Below are 18,413 nucleotides of genomic sequence, written 5' to 3' on the forward strand. Positions count from 1 at the left end.
AGTAAAAAAGGCCCTTTTTTTAAAGGGCCTTCTACTCTATTAGTTATTTATAAATTTCTTTGATTCTTTTTTATCACCGTAAGTGATAATGTATACTCCTTTCGGTAATGTTTGGTTGATTTGAACTTCATTCGTTTTAGAAGTACCTTTCTGCAATACTTTTCCACTCATGTCATAGATCTGGTAATCTCCAAAACTTACATTTTTACTTCCTATCAGTTGAAGTTTATTTTCTGATTTTGTATAAACAATTTTACTTTCCGAACTTCCTTTAACTTCAGATGTTCCTAATGCTTCTAAAATCTTAATTGCATAGTCCTCCATTTGCCCATATTGTAACTGAGAGCAAGGGGTAAGATCAGGAAGATTTACTGAATTATACGTCGCAGCATCCACTGCAATTCTCATCCTCAAATAAGTATTTTTCACAGCATTGGCAGGAGGAGTAATGGTGTTGGTAACGGTCATCCCTGTTCCGGTCAAATTGCCTGATAAATGATTTACGACCAATTCACTATCTTCAAAAGACCCATTGTTATTATAATCGATCCAGACTTTTGTTCTAAACTTTTCTGCCTGACTAAAAGTATATGCATAAGTTACTTTCAGCTCCGTTCCTGTAGTTGACGGTATTTCGGTATAGTATGCAGGCCTGATACAATTTGCAGAAGCAAAATCATCATAATATGAAGGAGTTGCTTCATCTGAATCGTAGCCATTAGTAGTACTGTTTATAGTTCCAAATTTAACGTTGGTAGCACCGATCGCAAAATTATTATTGGTAGGGTGCGCTGTACTTGGCGGATTACATTGGGCTGCAACTACAGAAACTGGCGAAGGAATAACAATCGACGGATCTTTACCCGCTGTAGAGTTAAGCAGATCTTTTCTATACTCCATCATTAACAAAATAGCCCGGTCTCTTTGTCCTTCCGTAAATTTACGGTTAGAATTAGTGTAATTCATAACATTATATTGAGTTCCGTCGTAGTTTTGTCCGGTACATGGATCAATAGCAGTATTGTTAGGAACAGCAACACCATACATGCTTCTAGATGGTGAAGTATCACATACTCTATCTCCTGTTGTTGCACAATCATTACTAGGAGGGCAACTTGATTGATCAGTATATGAAACTCCCTGAAATGTATGATAAAGTCCAAAAGCATGTCCAAGTTCATGAGTTAATGTCGTATCATTTTGATTTTTAATGGTTGCCACCTTCATAAAGCTTTCATAATCATAAGCATAAGAATCCGGGAATTTTGCGTATCCCATTAATCCATAAGATAATTGCTGCTGGCCATCAAAACCGATCACTACATAAATATTAAAGTATGAATTTTCCGGCCAATGGTGCGCTAACTCATTTTTAATCTGGCTATCGCTGGCTCCACTTGAACTTTGCATCTTAACTCCCCTTGTATCATAACCTGGAATAGTACTTCCATTATATCTTACAATACCGGTAGTAGGAGTACAGCTAGGTGATCTTTTAGCTAATACGAGCTTAAAAGGAATTACTGCTCCTCCAGTTGGTCCGGAACCTTCAGGGTAAAATCCATTGCCAAAAGTTGTAGCATACATACTATTAGCTCTGTCGATCCAGTCAATAATCTCCTGATCAGTAACATGTAAATTTGCATTAGCAGTTGCCTGAGATTCAATAACATGTACTACAACAGGGATTTCATAAACTTGTCCGGTATAAAGCCCATTCCACGAAGTGCTGGCACCAACTTTATTAAGATAAGACTGCTTATTCATGGAAGCTAATCTGGCTTCTACAATCTCCCTGTTTTTCTTTAGTTCAGGGTGTTTAGCATCCATTTGCGACATGATTTGATCAAAACCACAAATATTTTGCACATTTTGAGAAAATGCATTAACCCAAAGGATCAACGCAAAACATAGAACTATTCTCTTCATATTCAACTATTTTTTTAATTTATTCGATGCAAAACTATTATTTATTTTAACAAATTGACAAAATATATTGAAAAAACGTAAAGAATTTTATTATGTTAATATGTAAAAATCATAACTTATTGTCTAACAGTAATATAAATAAAACAAGTAAACATACTTGGTAAAACATAATACTATCTTTAGCATTGGTATGATTTTTAGTATTACTTTTGTATAAATTTTCAATAATGAAAAATCAACAACAAACTATAAATCAGGTGAATCATAAAATAAATTGGTTCCAGAAGTTTCTGATGGTATGCTCCGGAGGAAACATCCATATTTTAAGGAAAACACCAAGTGAATGGAATAAATTTTCGGGTATCGGAGGTATCGTTTTATTTACTGCAGTTTTCGCTACACTTTCCGCAGGTTATGCCATGTATACTGTATTTGATAATATATGGACATCTGTTGGTTTTGGAATTTTATGGGGATTAATGATATTTAACCTGGACCGTTACATTGTTTCCTCCATCAAAAAAACGGGAACATGGTGGAATCAGATACTCATGGCTATTCCACGTCTGGTTTTGGCTACTTTTTTAGGAATTATCATTTCAAAACCTTTAGAGCTTAAAATTTTTGAAAAGGAAGTCAATAAACAGCTGAACACGATCATCCAGCGAAATAAAAAGCAGCTTCAGGGTGAAATCACCGGCAGAATTCTTCAGCAAAGCGGCCCTTTTGAAACTGAGAAAAAACAAATATCAGAAAAGATTGCACAATACCAAAAGTCTTATGATTCGGCAGCTGTAGAGCTAGAAAAAGAAATCCTGGGAAAACAATCAGGCTTAACGAGTGGAAAAGTAGGTTTCGGATCTAATGCCAAAAGAAAACAGGAGCTTAAGGAGCAAAGACGTCAGGATCTTGAGAGTTACCAAAAACAAGTAGCTCCAAGGTTGGAATATCTGGATAAAGAAATTTCAAAAGTATACACTAATTTGGAAACCGAAAGAAAATCTACTGAAACCTTTGAGGATAAGTTCAATGGATTTGCCGCCCGTTTGCAGGCGCTGGATGAGTTAGGAAAAAATTCCGCAATCATAGGTTTAGCTGCAGCCTTTATTATGGGGCTTTTCATTTGTCTGGAAATTTCTCCGGTATTGGTTAAGTTAATTTCCCATGTTGGTCCCTATGATCATCTTTTGGAAAAAACAGAAAATGATTTTCGATTGTACTCCAAGGAAAAAATTGAAAAAGGCAATGCCCTTACCGACTATAGAATCGATGATTTTAAAGAGAATCTGAATAAATAATTTTAAATTATATCAAAAAAGACCTTTCATGTTTATGAAAGGTCTTTTTTATTTTAAAACGTTATATTCTGTCGTTACTCAAAAGTATTTTTGCCTTGGAGTTAAAGATGTAATTCTTATTAATTCTTTTCAAAGTGAAATCAAGTACTCTTAAAAAAGGTTAAATTTGCAAAATCTTAAAATACAAAAGAATAAAAAAACTCTACTTGAGTATATTGACTCTATGCACAATAACTATCAAATTATCACAAGAAATGATATAGCAAAAAGATATCAAATCCAATTCTCAGGATTTCCTAACTAGGCATTACAAGAAGCGCTAAATGAAGCAATCAGATTAGAACAGTTTAAATAAATTCAAAATGGAAGAGTATTTAGATAAGCATTTCATAATTAAATTTCTATTTCTCTTAATAGTAGGTATTGGCACTGTCGTAATTTCATATCTATTATCTAAAAGTTTTAAAAAAGAAAGTTTATTATCTACTCCTAATAATAATTTAAAAAGGATGACATACTGGCGTACTTTAGGGGGTATGCTCATCGGAAGTGTTATAGTATTAATATCCCTTTATTTGTTATTTGAAGATTTAACGAAAAATAAAGAGGAAAAAAACAACAAATTTGAACAAGTTCAGATCAAATAATTACATTGCCTTTAATTAAATGGTATTTTTTGCATAAAAAGTAAATTAAAGATACAGCTACTAGAAACTTAATTTCTCGGGGCTGTCATTATTTTTATTTTTATTTGTCTATTATAATGTGACAACAAGTTAAAATACCATTAACTAAAAATAATCCAGAGTGAAAAAAATAATATTATTTACCTTAATATATCATATTTTGTTATTTCTAATACCTCTTGTAATAATTTCTATTCTTGAAGGCTATGGAACCGAGACATATGCTTATATCTTTTATTTTAGTGTGAGGTACTTCTTTGTCGGATTTATTTTTGATGTCATAATACTAGCCCTTCTATATTATTTTAAAATCGGTAAATTAAAATGGGTGTTATTCTTTTTAAGTTCTATATGCATTGTATTAATAACGCTTTACACTTTATTGCAAATTAAATAACTATCATTTACATCAAGTAACACAGTTTATATAAAAATTTACTCAAAAAATAATAGCAGATTATAAACAGATCCAAGAAAATAAATTGTCTCGGATCTCTATTTTAAAATACCTTTCGAATATTTCAGTACACCCTAAAAATCATAATCCAACAGTTTTCTATATCCTTAAATAGGAATATTTTTTGCAGTTCCTATACCATGCCTTCCTCAGTTGTACATAGTTATGAATATTTTCCGGAAACTGAAATACTAAGAATTGTATATCAGTCGGGAGCAGTTTATGATTATTTGAAAGTACCCCAGATCATTGTTGATCAATTCAAAGCTTTTACTTCTAAAGGGACATTTCTTAATAAGGTTATCAAAAAGAAATTTAAGTATACCAGAATAAAATAACATTCTGCGTCTTATTTTAACAATAATTTAAGTCGTTATCGGCTATGAATTAATTTCTTATTCCTAATTTTAGTTTTTCATTCAAAGAATTTACAACCAATCACAAAAATATGATACTACAACAAGGAACCCCGGCACCGGATTTTGAGCTCCATGCCACACCCGACCAGAAACTAAAACGTTCTGATTTTTTAGGAAAGAACCTGATTTTAGTTTTTTATCCTGCAGACTGGAGTCCGGTTTGTGGTGATCAGGTGAGCCTATATAATGAAATGCTTTCCATTTTTCATAAATATAATGCAGATATCCTGGGTATTTCTGTTGACAGCGCCTGGTGCCATGATGCTTTCATGGAAAACAGAAAACTACACTTCCCCCTGTTGGCAGACTTCAACCCCAAGGGAGAAATTTCAAAAGCTTACGGCGTCTATAATGAAGATAACGGAACTTCACAAAGAGCACTATTTGTTATTGATCCTGACGGAATCATCCAGTGGAGCTACTTATCACCCGATGGAATTAATCCGGGAGCTGACGGAATCATTGATGCTTTAGAAAATTTAAAACAAAAATAATATTTATGTCTACTTTAAGAATTCCCATTGGTCCTAACGACCATGTTCAGGGAAATCCAGATACCGCGAAAATAGTTTTAGTAGAATATGGTGACTATCAATGTCCGTATTGTGGACACGCTTTTCCTTTAATAAGAAGATTTGTTCAGGAAAACAGTGATGATGTAGCATTTGTATTCAGGAACTTTCCTTTGACTGATGCCCATGAATATGCCATGGCAGCCGCAACAGTTGCCGAGGCAGCAGGAAAACAAGGAAAATTCTGGGAAATGCACGACCTCATCTATGATAATCAAAATATATTGAACGAAGCACTACTCAAAGAGTGTGTAAAAGTTCTGAAACTGGATGTGAATAAAATCGAAAATGAGATTAACACCGAAGAACTTCAGGCAAAGATTGAGGCTGACTTTGAAGGCGGTGTACGCAGTGGAGTAAACGGCACTCCATCTTTTTTCGTCAATGGACAAAAATGGGAAGATTATGACGGAACGTATGATTCATTCATTGACCTAGTTTCTTAGTTTAACTATACTATTTTCCGAATAGATTTTGGATAAAAGCCATATTGAGGAATATCATATATTTTCTTCACTGAAATGATCGCATAGAACAATTGATTTTTAAATTATTATTTTCCTTAGTAACTCTCTTTTTTTAAGAAATTCATTCAAATTGTGAAAAAAAAATTTACATTTGATACGTTGTACAAAACCTAAAACAATTAACTTATTATGAAAAATTCAAAAAAAATTTCAAGAGAAAGCTTGAAAACAATTAAGGGAGGATTTAAAATGTGTAATGCTGAGTTACCTAATTTCGGCTGTGGTGATGCAGAGTTTTTCTGCTGTGGACCTGGCGGTTGCAGAAGAATAGCAGATCTTCCACCAGGATCTTGTATTGCACAGTAATTTGTCCTTTTATTCAAAAATTATTTTATTTATTAAATTACAAATACGGCTGGCTCAATAATGAGCCAGCCGTATCTTTTTTATATTAATCTTATTATTACTACAATTATAAGGAATAATTAGGAGCTTCCTGTGTGATAATCACATCGTGCGGATGAGATTCTTTCAATCCACTTCCTGTGATCATGACCATTTTTGTATCTTTCTGTAAAGCCTCAATATCTTTTGCTCCACAGTAACCCATTCCTGCTCTAAGTCCACCGGTTAATTGGAAAATCACATCTTCCAGTTTTCCTTTATGGGGAACCCTACCTTCAATTCCTTCAGGAACGAATTTTTTAGCCTCACTCTGGAAATATCTTTCTTTTCCTCCTCTTTTCATTGCCGAAAGACTTCCCATTCCCTGGTAAGACTTGAACTTTCTACCCTGGAAAATAATTTCTTCTCCCGGAGCTTCATCAGTTCCTGCTAAAAGAGATCCAAGCATTACCGCTCCTGCCCCACTCGCAATAGCTTTTACAATATCCCCAGAAAGTTTAATTCCACCGTCAGCAATTACTGCTACATTTTTAGATTTAGCATAATCGTAGACATTATATATCGCAGATAATTGAGGAACCCCAACTCCTGCTACTACTCTGGTTGTACAGATTGAACCCGGGCCAACACCTACTTTAAGAACATTTGCTCCTGCTTTGATCAAATCTTTTGCAGCTTCAGCAGTTACAATATTTCCTCCCACGATATCCAGATCCGGATATGCTTTTCTGATCTCAGAAATCTTATCTAAAACTCCTTTGGAGTGTCCATGAGCCGAATCAATCGCTACAATATCAACACCTGCCTTTACGAGCGCTGCAATCCTGTCCATGGTATCTTCTCCTACTCCTACTCCGGCACCTACAATAAGGCGGCCATTCTGATCTTTATTCGCATTAGGATACTCCAATTGATTGTCGATATCTTTAATCGTAATCAATCCTACCAATTTATTGTCTTTGTCTACAATAGGAAGTTTTTCAACACGGTTCTTAAGAAGGATTTCTTTAGCCTTTTCAAGATTGGTGTTTTTATCGGAAGTGATCAGGTTTTCTTTCGTCATGATCTCCTCAACTTTCATATCAAGATTTTCCTGATACTTAACATCTCTGTTTGTGATGATCCCAATAAGAACATTATTTGGATCTACAACCGGTAAACCAGAAATTTTATATTTGGACATCATTTCTTTAGCCTGAGCTAAAGTATGATCTTTTGAAAGGGTAACTGGATCAGAGATCATTCCATTTTCAGAACGTTTCACACGGTTTACCTGTGCCGCCTGTTCTGCGATCGTCATATTTTTGTGAATGAAACCAAGTCCACCAACTCTTGCTAATGCAATAGCCAGATCACCTTCAGTAACTGTGTCCATCGCAGCAGATACTATCGGAACATTCAGGGTAATTTTATCGGTAAGTCTTGATTTTAATGATACCTGGTTAGGTAAAACTTCTGAATAAGAAGGGACTAGAAGAACGTCATCGAAAGTGATGGCTGTCTCTACAATTTTGTTATGAATAGACATCTTTACTTTCTTTGCAAAATTAGGCTATTTTAGTGAGATATGAAAATCCTTTTTAATAGTTTAAATAAAAATTAATAATCAATAAGTTAAATCAAAAAACCGCCCTTATATAAAAAGCGGTTTGTACAAAATAAAATGAGTTATATGAACTAAATATAATATATTTTTTATTTAGCCGTGAGCTGTCCCTTTTCGTCGACACTCTCTATATGCGTCTGGTTGTTTTTATCTACATAGATCTTAAGACGTATGCGTCCTTTATCATCCCGTATAAAAAGTCCTACATCGCCATTCGCTGTTTTTCCGGCGAAAAAACGCTCACTCCCCAATTTTCCTTCTTCTTTCAATTTGGCAAAAGCTTTCTTCAGCGCTATTGGGTCATTAAGCTTTTGTAAAGAATCATCAAACCTTATTACTTTTTCGAGCGGGAAATCATCCGGTCTGTCCCAAAGTTTGAGTCCGTATGATCTTTTTTTATCCGCCCCAATACCTTCACTATATTGAAGTTGCATGATCTGATCCGTTTTCCTCTGGTCTACAGAGTATACCATTCCTGAACCTTTTTCATCGGCATCATATACCAATCCTCCACATTCATCACCTAAAGAATTAAAGAAAATCAGTCCGGCTTCCCTTTCTCTTGCTTTAAGAGGTTTGTTATTCAGTAATCCTGGATGCTGTCGTTTTTTATTACTGATTACCATTTTGAGTGTTCCGTCTTTTTCGACAATATTAATTCTTTCAACATCAATTTCTTCGAACCTCTGGTGATCATTGCTGCTTTTAAAAGCCAAAAAAAACAAAAGAACAAAAGCTACTGTAAGCGATGCTGCATATATCTTCAGCATGCGCACTTCTCTGATTAATTTTTCCATGTAAATAATTTATTGTTAAAAATAAATTATTTATCTGAAGCTGAATTAATGAATTTTGAAATATCATCCGGAGTAAAATTCCCCTTTACACCCACGAATACCAATTCTCTATCTGAATTTACCGTGATCAGCATATTTTTTATGGTTTCCCCGGATTGCTTTACACGAACATTTACATTATCTCCATTATGTTTTATGGTCGCCCAGTCTTCATAATTGTTATTATTAAGATATCTTGCATAATCTGCTAACATCTCCTGATCTCCGTTTTCTACCGTCAATACTTTTATTTTTGATATTTTCTTTACCAACTGAGCGGTAGCCTCACCATCCTCTTCTTCTTTTAATGCTTTTCTGATAAAAGGTTTTGCCAGGAACATGGGTACATTGACGCTTTCAAACTTTGCTCCTTTAAAATCATAGCCTGAGTCCGAAAAGAATTCCATATTAGGTTTGTGTGACACTACACAAGACTGAAGCAAAAATACCGTGCAAGCTGCAAGCAAAATGGTTCGTAAGTTTTTCATGGTCATCAGGTTTAGTTTATGGATCTCAGACTTCCACCGGAAACCTTACTGATATTGGAATCAATTCTCGGATTTCCTTTATATTTAATGGATCCTCCGGAAGATGCTTTAGCCTTAAGCTTATCCGTTACATTGATGGTAAGACTGGATCCGGATGTAGATTCCACTTCCAATTCACTTAATCTTAAGTTTTCTGCTTTACAAGATGCACCACTGCTTATATCAATAACTCCGGAAGTTGCCTGCCCTTCAAGTATGGTATCTGACCCACTTGAAGCTTTAACAACGACGGACGAAGTATTAAGACTTATTTTTATACTGGCTCCTGAAGTAGAACTCACGTCTGTGGTACCAGAAACATTAAATTTTCCTTTGATTGTAGATCCTGATGAAGCATCAATATCCATACGGTTCTCCTTTACCGGATTTACTGCTGTAAAGTTTGCTCCGGAAGATGCTTTCACACTACTCATTCTTGGAGAAGAAACATTTACACTTAAGTTTTTAAATCTGACATTTCGTTCGCCCTTATTGTCAACATAAACTTTTAAAATACCATTCTCTACTTTGGTGATTACATATTGAAGCTTATCCGCATCTGCAATAACCTTTACACTTGTCGGGCTTTCCTGCTTATAAACGAGATTTACTCCCGTGCTCACCTGAATTCCTGAGAACTCACCCACATTTCTTGCTTCACCATTAAGGTATGAAGTACTACTCTCTGAAGTAAAGCTGCTTCGTGTAGTATTGGTACTCGAGCTTACTTTTGTTTCACTGGATTTTATAATCTTACTGAGATCATCCATTGATAGTTTCCCATCCAGCATTACTAAAACATTCCCGCCATCACCACTGTCAATACTCAACAGGACATCATCCAATATTCCTTCTTTTGCTCCTGAAGATAGAAATTTTATTTTGCTTTCCTTACTATTCACGCTCATCACTTCGCTATAGTTCAGGTTATTTAAATAGGTAGAAATATCTTTATTGATCTGGGAGATATTACTTTGTATTTTTTTACCTCCCGGAGAGTTTACGTTTTCAGGGCTCTCTGTAATCAGAATCTTTAATCCATTAATCTTTGTCAATAATGGTTTGATCTGATCCAGCTGAGAATCATCGATATTCAGGCTGCTAAGCATCCCAAACATGGGTTTTGCAATTTTAATAGAAGTTACACCTTCTACCTGCTGGTATTTTTCAAAAAGTTTATCGAATTTGTCATCCTGCCCATATACTGTAAAGAAGTGGGAGAAGGCAAGTGCGAATATTATCAATATTTTTTTCATGAGTCAATTTTTAATTTTAAGCTGATAATTAATACCTGATCAGGGAGTAATCTCTTTTTTTGTTAATAGTTATCATCCATTACTTTTGGCTGTACTAACTTTTCGCTAACATTATTTGCAAATATTTGAAATGAATATTTAGTCACATTAATAGCCTCTTCAACATTATCGATCCTTTTTCCGTTTACAATAACATAATTGTTATTGTAGCCTGTAGAATCTTTCGAAGCAACATTCAATTTTCTATAAGAAGAATTATCTGTAAATTTTGGTCTTACTTCTTTTTTCAGTCTTCCTCTTTTAGGAAGAATCTCATCCAGAACATCTTTTTCCGCAACTGTGTTTCTCTGAAAGACAGAATCACTTTTTATTGCTGCAATACTGTCTGCACTGTTTACAGCGACCTGCCGTTCTGGTTCATGATTTTCTTCAATGAAATCCTGCTTTTGTTGCTTGATCTGGTTTTCTACCAATTTTGACTGGTCTGCTACCGGAACATTTTGGTAGTAATTGAAGATCAATCCTGCACTTACAAGCAATACTACACTTGCAGCCATCCAGAACCATTTGGGAAAAGAAGGTTTTTTCTTTTCCAGAGGAATGATCTTATGATCATCATTATCTATACCTTCTGCTTTTTGAAGAAAATCTTCAAAATCCCAATCCATCTTTTCTTCCTTCATATCACGGAAGATTTCGTCGTACTTATCTTGAAATTGATCGTTGTTCATAATTCATCAGTTGTGAGATTTGTTCTTTTACTTTTTGTCTTGCACGCATAAGATTTACTCTTACTGCATTTTCCTCCATTTCCAGCATCTCTGAAATTTCAGATACTTCATATTCCTCTACATCTTTCAAATGGATAACCATCTTTTGTTTTTCAGGAAGTTCATTAATAAATCCTATAATATGTTCTTTAAGGTTATTAATATCCATACTGTAAAGTTCCGACCGGTGAATCTGCATATCTGCAAAACCAGCCTTCACATCATGATGCTTCAATCTGTTAAGGCATTCATTCCGAACGGATTTTAATGCATATGATTTTAAATTTCCGAATTGCTCCAGTTCTTCTCTTTTCTGCCAAAACTTTACCATAAGATCCTGCACCACATCTTCTGCTTCATCACTGCTCATGACAAACCTCTTCGCAAAACGATACATCTCGTTTTTGAGAATAAACACCGTATTCTTAAAGGTCTCTTGGGTCATAAGTTTTGTTTCTATGAGTAAGACAATCAAAAATTAAATTCTATTACATCACAAAATAAAAAAACTTCAAAAAAATGAAGTTTTTTTTATAATCAGGGTTAATAGCTGTCAAAAATATATTTTAAAATCCTCTTATCTTCGTCTGTGAGAGCCACTTTTCTTCTGGCCATTGCTCTTTCTGCCACTTCGTAAGCTTTATCCAATTTAAATCGTTCATCTCCCTTAAATCCACCCCAGGAAAAATTCTCTATGAGATTAGGAGGAAAACCTTCTTTAAAAATATTGGAAGCGACACCAATTACAGTTCCTGTATTCAGCTGGGTATTGATTGCTGTCTTGGAATGATCTCCCATGATCAGCCCGGCAAACTGTAATCCTGTATCTTCAAATGCCTTCGTCCTGTAGCTCCAGAATTTTACTGTTCCGTAGTTATTTTTCATATTTGACGAATTGGTATCCGCTCCAAAATTACACCACTCCCCGATTACCGAATTTCCGACAAATCCTTCATGACCTTTACTGGAATACCCGAATACAATAATATTATTAACCTCTCCTCCTATTTTACACTGAGGTCCAATGGTGGTTGCACCATAAATTTTTGCCCCCAGATTAAATTTAGAATCATCACAAAGGACAATAGGACCACGAAGATGGCAGCCTTCCATTATTTCCGTATTCTTTCCGATATAAATCTTTCCGGTTTTTGTATTGAGTGTTGAGAATTCTATCTGTGCCCCTTCTTCAATAAATAAATCTTTTTTATCTCCTAAGAATCCATTGGTGGAAGAAAGTTCCTGAGAGGTTCTTCCTTTGGTAAGGAGATCAAAGTCAAAATCAATCGCCTTATGATTATAGGTAAACAGGTCTTTAGGTTTTTTAAAGAAAACAAGTTCTTCTTTGATATCAGTCATTTTTTCAATCTGATTCAGGGAAAACCCTTTCATATTGATTTTTGCTGCAATCAATTCGTCTTCGTATACTAAAGCTTCACCTTGCTTAAGGTCTTTTATTTGTTGCAGGACCTGCTCAGTAGGTAGAAAATTAGTAACGAGAAAAAGACTTTCTTTTTCTTCCGGGTTTTTAAATTTTTCCTGAAGGTAATTTTCTGTGAAATAGGAAACTTCAGAGTTTTCCAGTAATTTCTGCCATCTCTCTGAAAATGTCAGGATTCCGCAACGCATTTCTGCAATGGGGCGGGTAAAAGTAAGGGGAAGAAAGTCTTCCCAATATTGTGCATCTGAAAATACTAATTGCATTTTTAAGAAGTTAGAGGTTAGAAGTTAGAAATCAAAGGCTTGAAAATGGAAGTAATACCGTACTTGTGGTGGTGTTATTTTCCGGATATGAGCTCCTTATTTCTACTCAGAACAAAAATACAAAAACATATGAGAAATCAGAAAAGGTATTTCGGGGATGCGTGATCCGAGGTATGAAGTGCGAGCGTAAATGCTGATCTTATCTTTTAATAAATGACCGCTGCAATTTCGGTAGAAATCTGTTTTTTAATGATCAAAGTGAGTATTGTTAATTACTTACTTTATATTATATTTTAGACCTCTGATCTTCTCAGATTCATACAGATTTTTGCATTTGTTTCATGAATCCTTGTAGGCTTTTGTAAAAATATGATTGTTAATTTATAATATTGACAACTGTCTATCAATTATCATTTATTATTAATTAATCTAGCCCCGATAGAAACGGATACCCCGCAACAAGTATTGGATTAGCCCTGGCGTGAGGAGTATGAGTGGATAGCGGGAAAAAGCTCCTAAAAAGAATCTCAGCTCAAAAAAAAGTCTTCCAAAATTTTGGAAGACCTTAATATCTTTAAATGTCAAAAAATTACTTAGCGAATTTTTTGTATTTGTTCATAAATTTATCTACTCTACCAGCAGTATCTACTAACTTTACTTTACCAGTGTAGAAAGGGTGAGAAGTAGAAGAGATTTCCATTTTGATCAAAGGGTACTCTTGTCCTTCATACTCGATAGTGTCTTTTGTTTCTGCAGTAGACTTGCAAAGAAACACCTCGTCGTTACTCATATCTTTGAAAACAACAAGTCTATAATTTTCTGGGTGAATTCCGTTTTTCATAATACAATTTTTAAAAAAATTAAAGTTTGCTTTCGAAATAGTAATGGATATTTCTCTGCTAATTTTAGGCTGCAAAAATACAATATTTTTTCTAATATCCAAATAGCTAGTCCAATATTTTTTTCTTGATAAGAAATTTAAAGTATTTTCGTTAAATTTGGAATTTATATTAAACTTTAATTTCGATGAAATTCAAATTATTACTGGCTTTTTCTTTCTGGATGCTTCTGATGGTGGTATCATGTAATAAAGATGATATCAGCTTTGATGCTCCTTCGCAGCAATTAAGATTTTCCAGGGACACTGTGTTTTGTGATACGGTCTATCACCAGGTCCGCTCTGAAACTTATGTTGTAAAAGTATATAATAATGAAGACAAAGATATTTCTATTCCCAGAATTAATCTTGAAAAAGGAGCAGCTTCATTATATAAAATCAATGTAGACGGAAAGGCAGGATATGATTTTAAAGATGTTCCCCTGAGAAAAAAAGACAGTCTTTATATTTTTGTTGAAATTGCCCCACAAGCTACCGGTCCGGAGGCTATTGCTGAAGATCGTGTGATATTTACGAGTCCTGCGGGACAACAGCATGTCACTTTATTTTCTGTGGTTCAGGATGCTGAATTCTTTATCCAGACTCCAACCAACCCTAATGTGATCAGTAATCATACAACCTGGAGTAACACAAAAGCGAAGATTATTTATGGTGACCTTACGATAAATCCGAATGTTACCCTGGATATTCAACCCGGCACCAAAGTATATTTCCATAAAAACAGCGGAATGAAAGTAGGCACAGGTGCTACATTAAATATAAACGGAACCTTGAACAATGAGGTTGTTCTTCGGGGTGACAGGAATGATCCGTACTATGATACTATTCCTAAAAACTGGAATTCAATCCGTATGGAAGCAGGATCTACCCTCAATATGAATTACGGAAGACTTTTCGGAGGAACAAGAGGACTGGAGATGAAGCAGACGAATGCCACAATCAGCAATTCATTTATTCATACATTTCAGGAATATGGTATATATGCTGTAAATTCAACAGTGAATGGAAAAAATCTTGTTATGAATAACTGCGGGGAATCTGCAATAGGTATTTTTAAAGGAGGAAACCATAACTATACACATGCTACCATAGCCAATTATTCGAAAACGCTTTCTTCTTCCAACCGTAACGGAATTTTTGCTACCAATGAGTGGAAAAATGATGCTGGTCAAACAGAACAAGGCGCATTACAGCTTAATGTGAGAAACAGTATTGTGTATTCCGACAGGGATAATTCAATTAATTTTGAACAAACTCCAGGACAGTTATTTAATTTTCAGTTCCAAAACTGCCTGCTAAAGTATTCAAACACTTCGGAAGCCGGCTTTAACTTTGACAGCAATACTAATGTCATTCAGAGTTTAAAAAATGAAGACCCGCAATTTGTCAATTATTTTATTGCTCATCAGAATTTAAGAGTTAAGACTACCTCCCCGGCTAAAAATAAAGGAAATGTTGCAGTAGCAGCAACGGTTCCAACAGATATAGCCAATGTATCGAGAACTACCCAACCAACTCTTGGAGCTTATCAGTAATGGAAATAACGAATTTACAACAGCAGGTTGATGAATGGATAAAAACAATTGGTGTCCGTTATTTTAATGAACTTACCAATATGGCAATGTTGACAGAGGAGGTAGGTGAAGTGGCCAGAATTATCGCGAGGCGATATGGTGAGCAAAGTGAAAAAGAAAGTGACAAAAGCAAAGATTTGGGTGAAGAATTGGCGGATGTTCTTTTTGTAACCTTATGCCTTGCCAATCAAACAGGGGTAAATCTACAGGAAGCTTTCGACAAAAAAATGAAGATAAAAACGGATCGTGATAAAGACCGTCATCAGAATAATGAAAAACTGAAGTAAAGATTCAGATGCAATGGGTAAGGCTTATTTAGCTTATCATCTGGTCTTAAAAGACTGAGTCTTATCAGAATAATAAAATTGAAACAGAGAGTACGTTGATGATAACAGATAATAAACGTCTGGGATCTGATGTCTGAAATCTGAAACCTATAGAAACAATGAAGTTAGAGAAATCAAAATTAGAAGGAGATCAAACCATACAAATCAGCGGTTCGAAAAGTATTTCGAATCGTTTGTTGATTTTGGAAAGCCTGTTTAATAACATACAAATCGGAAATCTTTCCAATTCCCAGGACACAGAAATGCTTACGAAAGCCTTATCAGAAAATTCTGAAATGGTGGACATTCATCATGCCGGAACCGCCATGCGCTTTCTTACTTCATATTTTTCTATCCTCGAGGGCAGGGATACTATCCTTACCGGATCCGGAAGAATGAAAGAAAGGCCTATCAAAAACCTGGTCAACGCTTTGCGTGATCTGGGAGCAGATATTGAATATATGGAGAACGAAGGTTTTCCTCCTTTAAAAATTAAAGGTAAGAGGATCACACAATCTGTGGTGAATGTTCCTGCCAATATTTCCAGCCAGTTTATTACTTCTTTACTTCTTATTGCAGGGAAGCTGGAAAATGGCTTGGAGATCAATCTTGTCGGCGATATCACATCGAGGTCTTATATAGAAATGACGCTTGATATTATTACCAGATTTGGTATCAATGCTACTTTTACGGGGAATGTGATTAAAGTAGAACCTTTTGCAAACCCATCTTCTGTTATCCATTATGAAGTAGAAAGTGACTGGAGCTCTGCTTCATACTTCTACTCTATCTGTGCATTGGGAAGGAAAACTATTCATCTGAAAAGCTTCTATAAACAATCCACTCAGGGAGATTCTGCAATAGCAAACATCTATGAGAAGTTCTTTGGAATTACAACGACTTTTTCGGAAGAAGAACATAAAATTACTCTAAAGGCTGATCCTTACTTTTCTTTTCCGGAAAAAATTGAACTGGACATGAACGACTGCCCCGATATTGCGCAAACTCTTTGTGTAACGGCAGCTGCATTAAAAATTCCTTTCGCCATTTCAGGTCTTGGAACCTTAAGGGTTAAGGAAACAGACAGATTACAGGCTTTATATAACGAACTAAAAAAAATAGGAACTGAAACTGAAATTACAGATTTCACAATCGAATCAGTGAGTTTTGGAGAACCGGAAGAAAATATTTCGATCAAAACTTATCAGGATCATAGGATGGCCATGAGTTTCGCTCCATTCTGCCTGATCAAAGAGCTTACTATAGAGGAAGAAAATGTGGTTGAAAAATCGTATCCTATGTTCTGGAAAGATCTTTCCACAATTCTTATATCGTAATGTAAAGAATATTTCAAACGACAACACAAAACGACGGTCCTTTCATCAGATCGTCGTTTTGTGTTTATTTTATATGGACAATACGCTACTCAAGTTAATTTAGAAAACAGACGATTTTGCAATTTCAGCAATTCTGTAATTTTTGCCTTTTAGGAGAATTTCTACATTTAAACATCATAACTTAATTATCTATTAAAATTCATTTAACTCCCGTATAATAGATATATGCTTATTTTAGGTTTAAATAAAAATACTTAAACTATGTCCAAATTTAATGTGAGACATCTTGCGATTCTCCTTCTCGGTATTACAGCCACCTCAACGATGCTTTCTTCATGTTCAGAAAATCTAACCGCTATGAACTCTGATGATAAGAACTTCAGTATTCAGGCAAAGAATACCGGTAAAGTTTCTCTGGCCACTATTGGTATCAGCAACTGGATGTCCGGATTAGAGGATAATACTTCTCTTTCTAAAATTTCTATCCCCGGCACTCATGATTCAGGAGCAATGAGAGAGGTTCCTTCGAACAGTGGTACCGCAAAGACCCAAAACCTTACCATCAGCGAGCAACTCAATGCAGGAGTCCGTTTTCTGGATGTCCGTTGCAGGCATATTGATAATTCTTTTGCTATCCACCATGGTGCTATTTATCAGAATTTAAATTTTGATGATGTTCTTAATGCATGCTACTCATTTTTAGACAGTCATCCTACAGAGGCCATCATCATGTCTGTAAAAGAAGAATATAATGCTTCGAATACAACAAGAACCTTTGAGAAAACATTCGATTCTTACATCCAGAAAAACCCTTCAAGATGGGATCTTGGAACTCATATTCCTACTTTAGGATCTGTGAGAGGAAAAATAAAATTACTAAGAAGGTTTTCAGCAGAAACAGCTAAAGGAATTGATGCTACATCATGGGCAGATAATACAACCTTTGAAATCAATAATTCCAATGCTTCATTAAAAGTTCAGGATTATTATCAGGTAAGTAATAATGATGATAAATGGAATAAGATTTCTGCTCTTTACAATGAGGCTAAAAATGATACCAGCAGTAAACTTTTTATTAATTTTACAAGTGGTTACAAACCCTTAATATTTGGAATTCCCAGTATTCCTACAGTTTCCAATACTATTAATCCTAAACTTAAAACTTTATTTCAGAACAGCCCACAGGGAACTTACGGAATAATGCCAATAGATTTTGTCAGTGCAGAACTCTCAGAATTGATTATTAAAACTAACTTCAACTAGATTTCTTAAAAAAACTGAAAAATAAAATCGCAGCCTTTATTGATTAAAGGCTGCTACTTTTTTAATGATTATTACATTATTTC

General features: G+C 34.9%; 19 protein-coding genes. 10 read left to right on the forward strand and 9 right to left on the reverse strand.

Going from position 1 to position 18,413, the window contains the following annotated elements; translation table 11 throughout:
- Positions 1 to 39: 39 nt before the first annotated feature.
- Positions 40 to 1,929, reverse strand: a complete 1,890-nt coding sequence (locus MTQ00_RS13930) for a zinc-dependent metalloprotease (protein ID WP_273649792.1) — start codon at positions 1,927 to 1,929, stop codon at positions 40 to 42.
- Between the two features lie 227 nt (positions 1,930 to 2,156).
- Between MTQ00_RS13930 and MTQ00_RS13935 the strand changes: the two genes are divergently transcribed.
- From MTQ00_RS13935 to MTQ00_RS13960, 6 genes are all read left to right on the forward strand, one after another.
- Positions 2,157 to 3,227: a DUF4407 domain-containing protein gene (locus MTQ00_RS13935; RefSeq protein WP_273649793.1), complete on the forward strand. Its 1,071-nt coding sequence runs from the start codon at positions 2,157 to 2,159 to the stop codon at positions 3,225 to 3,227.
- Between the two features lie 362 nt (positions 3,228 to 3,589).
- Positions 3,590 to 3,874 carry a hypothetical protein gene (locus tag MTQ00_RS13940; protein WP_273649794.1) on the forward strand — a complete coding sequence of 95 codons (285 nt, stop codon included), beginning with the start codon at positions 3,590 to 3,592 and terminating at the stop codon, positions 3,872 to 3,874.
- A 636-nt stretch (positions 3,875 to 4,510) separates the two neighbouring features.
- On the forward strand, positions 4,511 to 4,708 hold the full coding sequence (locus MTQ00_RS13945; RefSeq protein WP_172280929.1) for a KTSC domain-containing protein: 198 nt from the start codon (positions 4,511 to 4,513) through the stop codon (positions 4,706 to 4,708).
- Between the two features lie 110 nt (positions 4,709 to 4,818).
- Complete coding sequence (locus MTQ00_RS13950; protein WP_273649797.1) at positions 4,819 to 5,283, forward strand: redoxin domain-containing protein; 465 nt, start codon at positions 4,819 to 4,821, stop codon at positions 5,281 to 5,283.
- Positions 5,284 to 5,288: 5 nt separating this feature from the next.
- Positions 5,289 to 5,807: a DsbA family protein gene (locus MTQ00_RS13955; protein WP_273649799.1), complete on the forward strand. Its 519-nt coding sequence runs from the start codon at positions 5,289 to 5,291 to the stop codon at positions 5,805 to 5,807.
- A 210-nt stretch (positions 5,808 to 6,017) separates the two neighbouring features.
- Entirely contained in the window at positions 6,018 to 6,194 is a 177-nt protein-coding gene (locus tag MTQ00_RS13960; RefSeq protein WP_172280934.1) for a bacteriocin-like protein, read from the forward strand.
- A gap of 106 nt (positions 6,195 to 6,300) precedes the next feature.
- Here MTQ00_RS13960 and guaB read toward each other — a convergent pair whose 3' ends face one another.
- From guaB to MTQ00_RS14000, 8 genes are all read right to left on the reverse strand, one after another.
- On the reverse strand, positions 6,301 to 7,761 hold the full coding sequence (gene guaB / locus MTQ00_RS13965; RefSeq protein ID WP_172280936.1) for an IMP dehydrogenase: 1,461 nt from the start codon (positions 7,759 to 7,761) through the stop codon (positions 6,301 to 6,303).
- Positions 7,762 to 7,928: 167 nt separating this feature from the next.
- Positions 7,929 to 8,636 carry a hypothetical protein gene (locus tag MTQ00_RS13970; protein ID WP_273649802.1) on the reverse strand — a complete coding sequence of 236 codons (708 nt, stop codon included), beginning with the start codon at positions 8,634 to 8,636 and terminating at the stop codon, positions 7,929 to 7,931.
- Positions 8,637 to 8,662: 26 nt separating this feature from the next.
- Entirely contained in the window at positions 8,663 to 9,163 is a 501-nt protein-coding gene (locus MTQ00_RS13975; RefSeq protein WP_273649804.1) for a DUF4252 domain-containing protein, read from the reverse strand.
- Positions 9,164 to 9,174: 11 nt separating this feature from the next.
- Positions 9,175 to 10,458, reverse strand: a complete 1,284-nt coding sequence (locus MTQ00_RS13980; RefSeq protein WP_172280940.1) for a DUF4252 domain-containing protein — start codon at positions 10,456 to 10,458, stop codon at positions 9,175 to 9,177.
- A gap of 62 nt (positions 10,459 to 10,520) precedes the next feature.
- On the reverse strand, positions 10,521 to 11,189 hold the full coding sequence (locus tag MTQ00_RS13985; RefSeq protein WP_273649806.1) for a hypothetical protein: 669 nt from the start codon (positions 11,187 to 11,189) through the stop codon (positions 10,521 to 10,523).
- Positions 11,164 to 11,673, reverse strand: a complete 510-nt coding sequence (locus MTQ00_RS13990) for an RNA polymerase sigma factor (protein WP_172280942.1) — start codon at positions 11,671 to 11,673, stop codon at positions 11,164 to 11,166. The genes MTQ00_RS13985 and MTQ00_RS13990 overlap by 26 nt, the downstream gene beginning before the upstream one ends.
- A gap of 98 nt (positions 11,674 to 11,771) precedes the next feature.
- Complete coding sequence (locus MTQ00_RS13995) at positions 11,772 to 12,932, reverse strand: GlmU family protein (protein ID WP_273649809.1); 1,161 nt, start codon at positions 12,930 to 12,932, stop codon at positions 11,772 to 11,774.
- A 589-nt stretch (positions 12,933 to 13,521) separates the two neighbouring features.
- Positions 13,522 to 13,773 (reverse strand): type B 50S ribosomal protein L31, encoded by a 252-nt coding sequence (locus MTQ00_RS14000; RefSeq protein WP_002976190.1) that lies wholly within the window; start codon positions 13,771 to 13,773, stop codon positions 13,522 to 13,524.
- Positions 13,774 to 13,958: 185 nt separating this feature from the next.
- Here MTQ00_RS14000 and MTQ00_RS14005 point away from each other — a divergent pair, with 185 nt between their 5' ends.
- The 4 genes from MTQ00_RS14005 (at position 13,959) to MTQ00_RS14020 (ending at position 18,330) form a co-directional block, all read left to right on the forward strand.
- Positions 13,959 to 15,365 (forward strand): hypothetical protein, encoded by a 1,407-nt coding sequence (locus MTQ00_RS14005; protein WP_273649817.1) that lies wholly within the window; start codon positions 13,959 to 13,961, stop codon positions 15,363 to 15,365.
- Positions 15,365 to 15,691 carry a nucleotide pyrophosphohydrolase gene (locus MTQ00_RS14010; RefSeq protein ID WP_034678907.1) on the forward strand — a complete coding sequence of 109 codons (327 nt, stop codon included), beginning with the start codon at positions 15,365 to 15,367 and terminating at the stop codon, positions 15,689 to 15,691. Before MTQ00_RS14005 ends, MTQ00_RS14010 begins: the two co-directional genes overlap by 1 nt.
- Positions 15,692 to 15,849: 158 nt before the next feature.
- Entirely contained in the window at positions 15,850 to 17,067 is a 1,218-nt protein-coding gene (locus tag MTQ00_RS14015) for a 3-phosphoshikimate 1-carboxyvinyltransferase (protein WP_273649820.1), read from the forward strand.
- Positions 17,068 to 17,328: 261 nt separating this feature from the next.
- Positions 17,329 to 18,330, forward strand: a complete 1,002-nt coding sequence (locus tag MTQ00_RS14020; protein ID WP_273649822.1) for a phosphatidylinositol-specific phospholipase C — start codon at positions 17,329 to 17,331, stop codon at positions 18,328 to 18,330.
- The last annotated feature ends 83 nt before the right edge of the window (positions 18,331 to 18,413 follow it).

This window comes from Chryseobacterium sp. B21-037, assembly GCF_028570785.1.
Taxonomy (GTDB): Bacteria; Bacteroidota; Bacteroidia; order Flavobacteriales; family Weeksellaceae; genus Chryseobacterium; species Chryseobacterium proteolyticum.

Bases quoted from the DNA above. Each gene is read 5' to 3' on its own strand.
- MTQ00_RS13960 (WP_172280934.1), top strand. From the start codon at position 6,018: ATGAAAAATTCAAAAAAAATTTCAAGAGAAAGCTTGAAAACAATTAAG.
- MTQ00_RS14005 (WP_273649817.1), top strand. From the start codon at position 13,959: ATGAAATTCAAATTATTACTGGCTTTTTCTTTCTGGATGCTTCTGATG.
- MTQ00_RS13980 (WP_172280940.1), bottom strand. From the start codon at position 10,458: ATGAAAAAAATATTGATAATATTCGCACTTGCCTTCTCCCACTTCTTT.
- MTQ00_RS13970 (WP_273649802.1), bottom strand. From the start codon at position 8,636: ATGGAAAAATTAATCAGAGAAGTGCGCATGCTGAAGATATATGCAGCA.
- MTQ00_RS13990 (WP_172280942.1), bottom strand. From the start codon at position 11,673: ATGACCCAAGAGACCTTTAAGAATACGGTGTTTATTCTCAAAAACGAG.
- MTQ00_RS14010 (WP_034678907.1), top strand. From the start codon at position 15,365: ATGGAAATAACGAATTTACAACAGCAGGTTGATGAATGGATAAAAACA.
- MTQ00_RS13930 (WP_273649792.1), bottom strand. From the start codon at position 1,929: ATGAAGAGAATAGTTCTATGTTTTGCGTTGATCCTTTGGGTTAATGCA.
- MTQ00_RS13955 (WP_273649799.1), top strand. From the start codon at position 5,289: ATGTCTACTTTAAGAATTCCCATTGGTCCTAACGACCATGTTCAGGGA.
- guaB (WP_172280936.1), bottom strand. From the start codon at position 7,761: ATGTCTATTCATAACAAAATTGTAGAGACAGCCATCACTTTCGATGAC.
- MTQ00_RS14015 (WP_273649820.1), top strand. From the start codon at position 15,850: ATGAAGTTAGAGAAATCAAAATTAGAAGGAGATCAAACCATACAAATC.
- MTQ00_RS13940 (WP_273649794.1), top strand. From the start codon at position 3,590: ATGGAAGAGTATTTAGATAAGCATTTCATAATTAAATTTCTATTTCTC.
- MTQ00_RS13995 (WP_273649809.1), bottom strand. From the start codon at position 12,932: ATGCAATTAGTATTTTCAGATGCACAATATTGGGAAGACTTTCTTCCC.
- MTQ00_RS13950 (WP_273649797.1), top strand. From the start codon at position 4,819: ATGATACTACAACAAGGAACCCCGGCACCGGATTTTGAGCTCCATGCC.
- MTQ00_RS14020 (WP_273649822.1), top strand. From the start codon at position 17,329: ATGTCCAAATTTAATGTGAGACATCTTGCGATTCTCCTTCTCGGTATT.
- MTQ00_RS13985 (WP_273649806.1), bottom strand. From the start codon at position 11,189: ATGAACAACGATCAATTTCAAGATAAGTACGACGAAATCTTCCGTGAT.
- MTQ00_RS13945 (WP_172280929.1), top strand. From the start codon at position 4,511: ATGCCTTCCTCAGTTGTACATAGTTATGAATATTTTCCGGAAACTGAA.
- MTQ00_RS14000 (WP_002976190.1), bottom strand. From the start codon at position 13,773: ATGAAAAACGGAATTCACCCAGAAAATTATAGACTTGTTGTTTTCAAA.
- MTQ00_RS13935 (WP_273649793.1), top strand. From the start codon at position 2,157: ATGAAAAATCAACAACAAACTATAAATCAGGTGAATCATAAAATAAAT.
- MTQ00_RS13975 (WP_273649804.1), bottom strand. From the start codon at position 9,163: ATGAAAAACTTACGAACCATTTTGCTTGCAGCTTGCACGGTATTTTTG.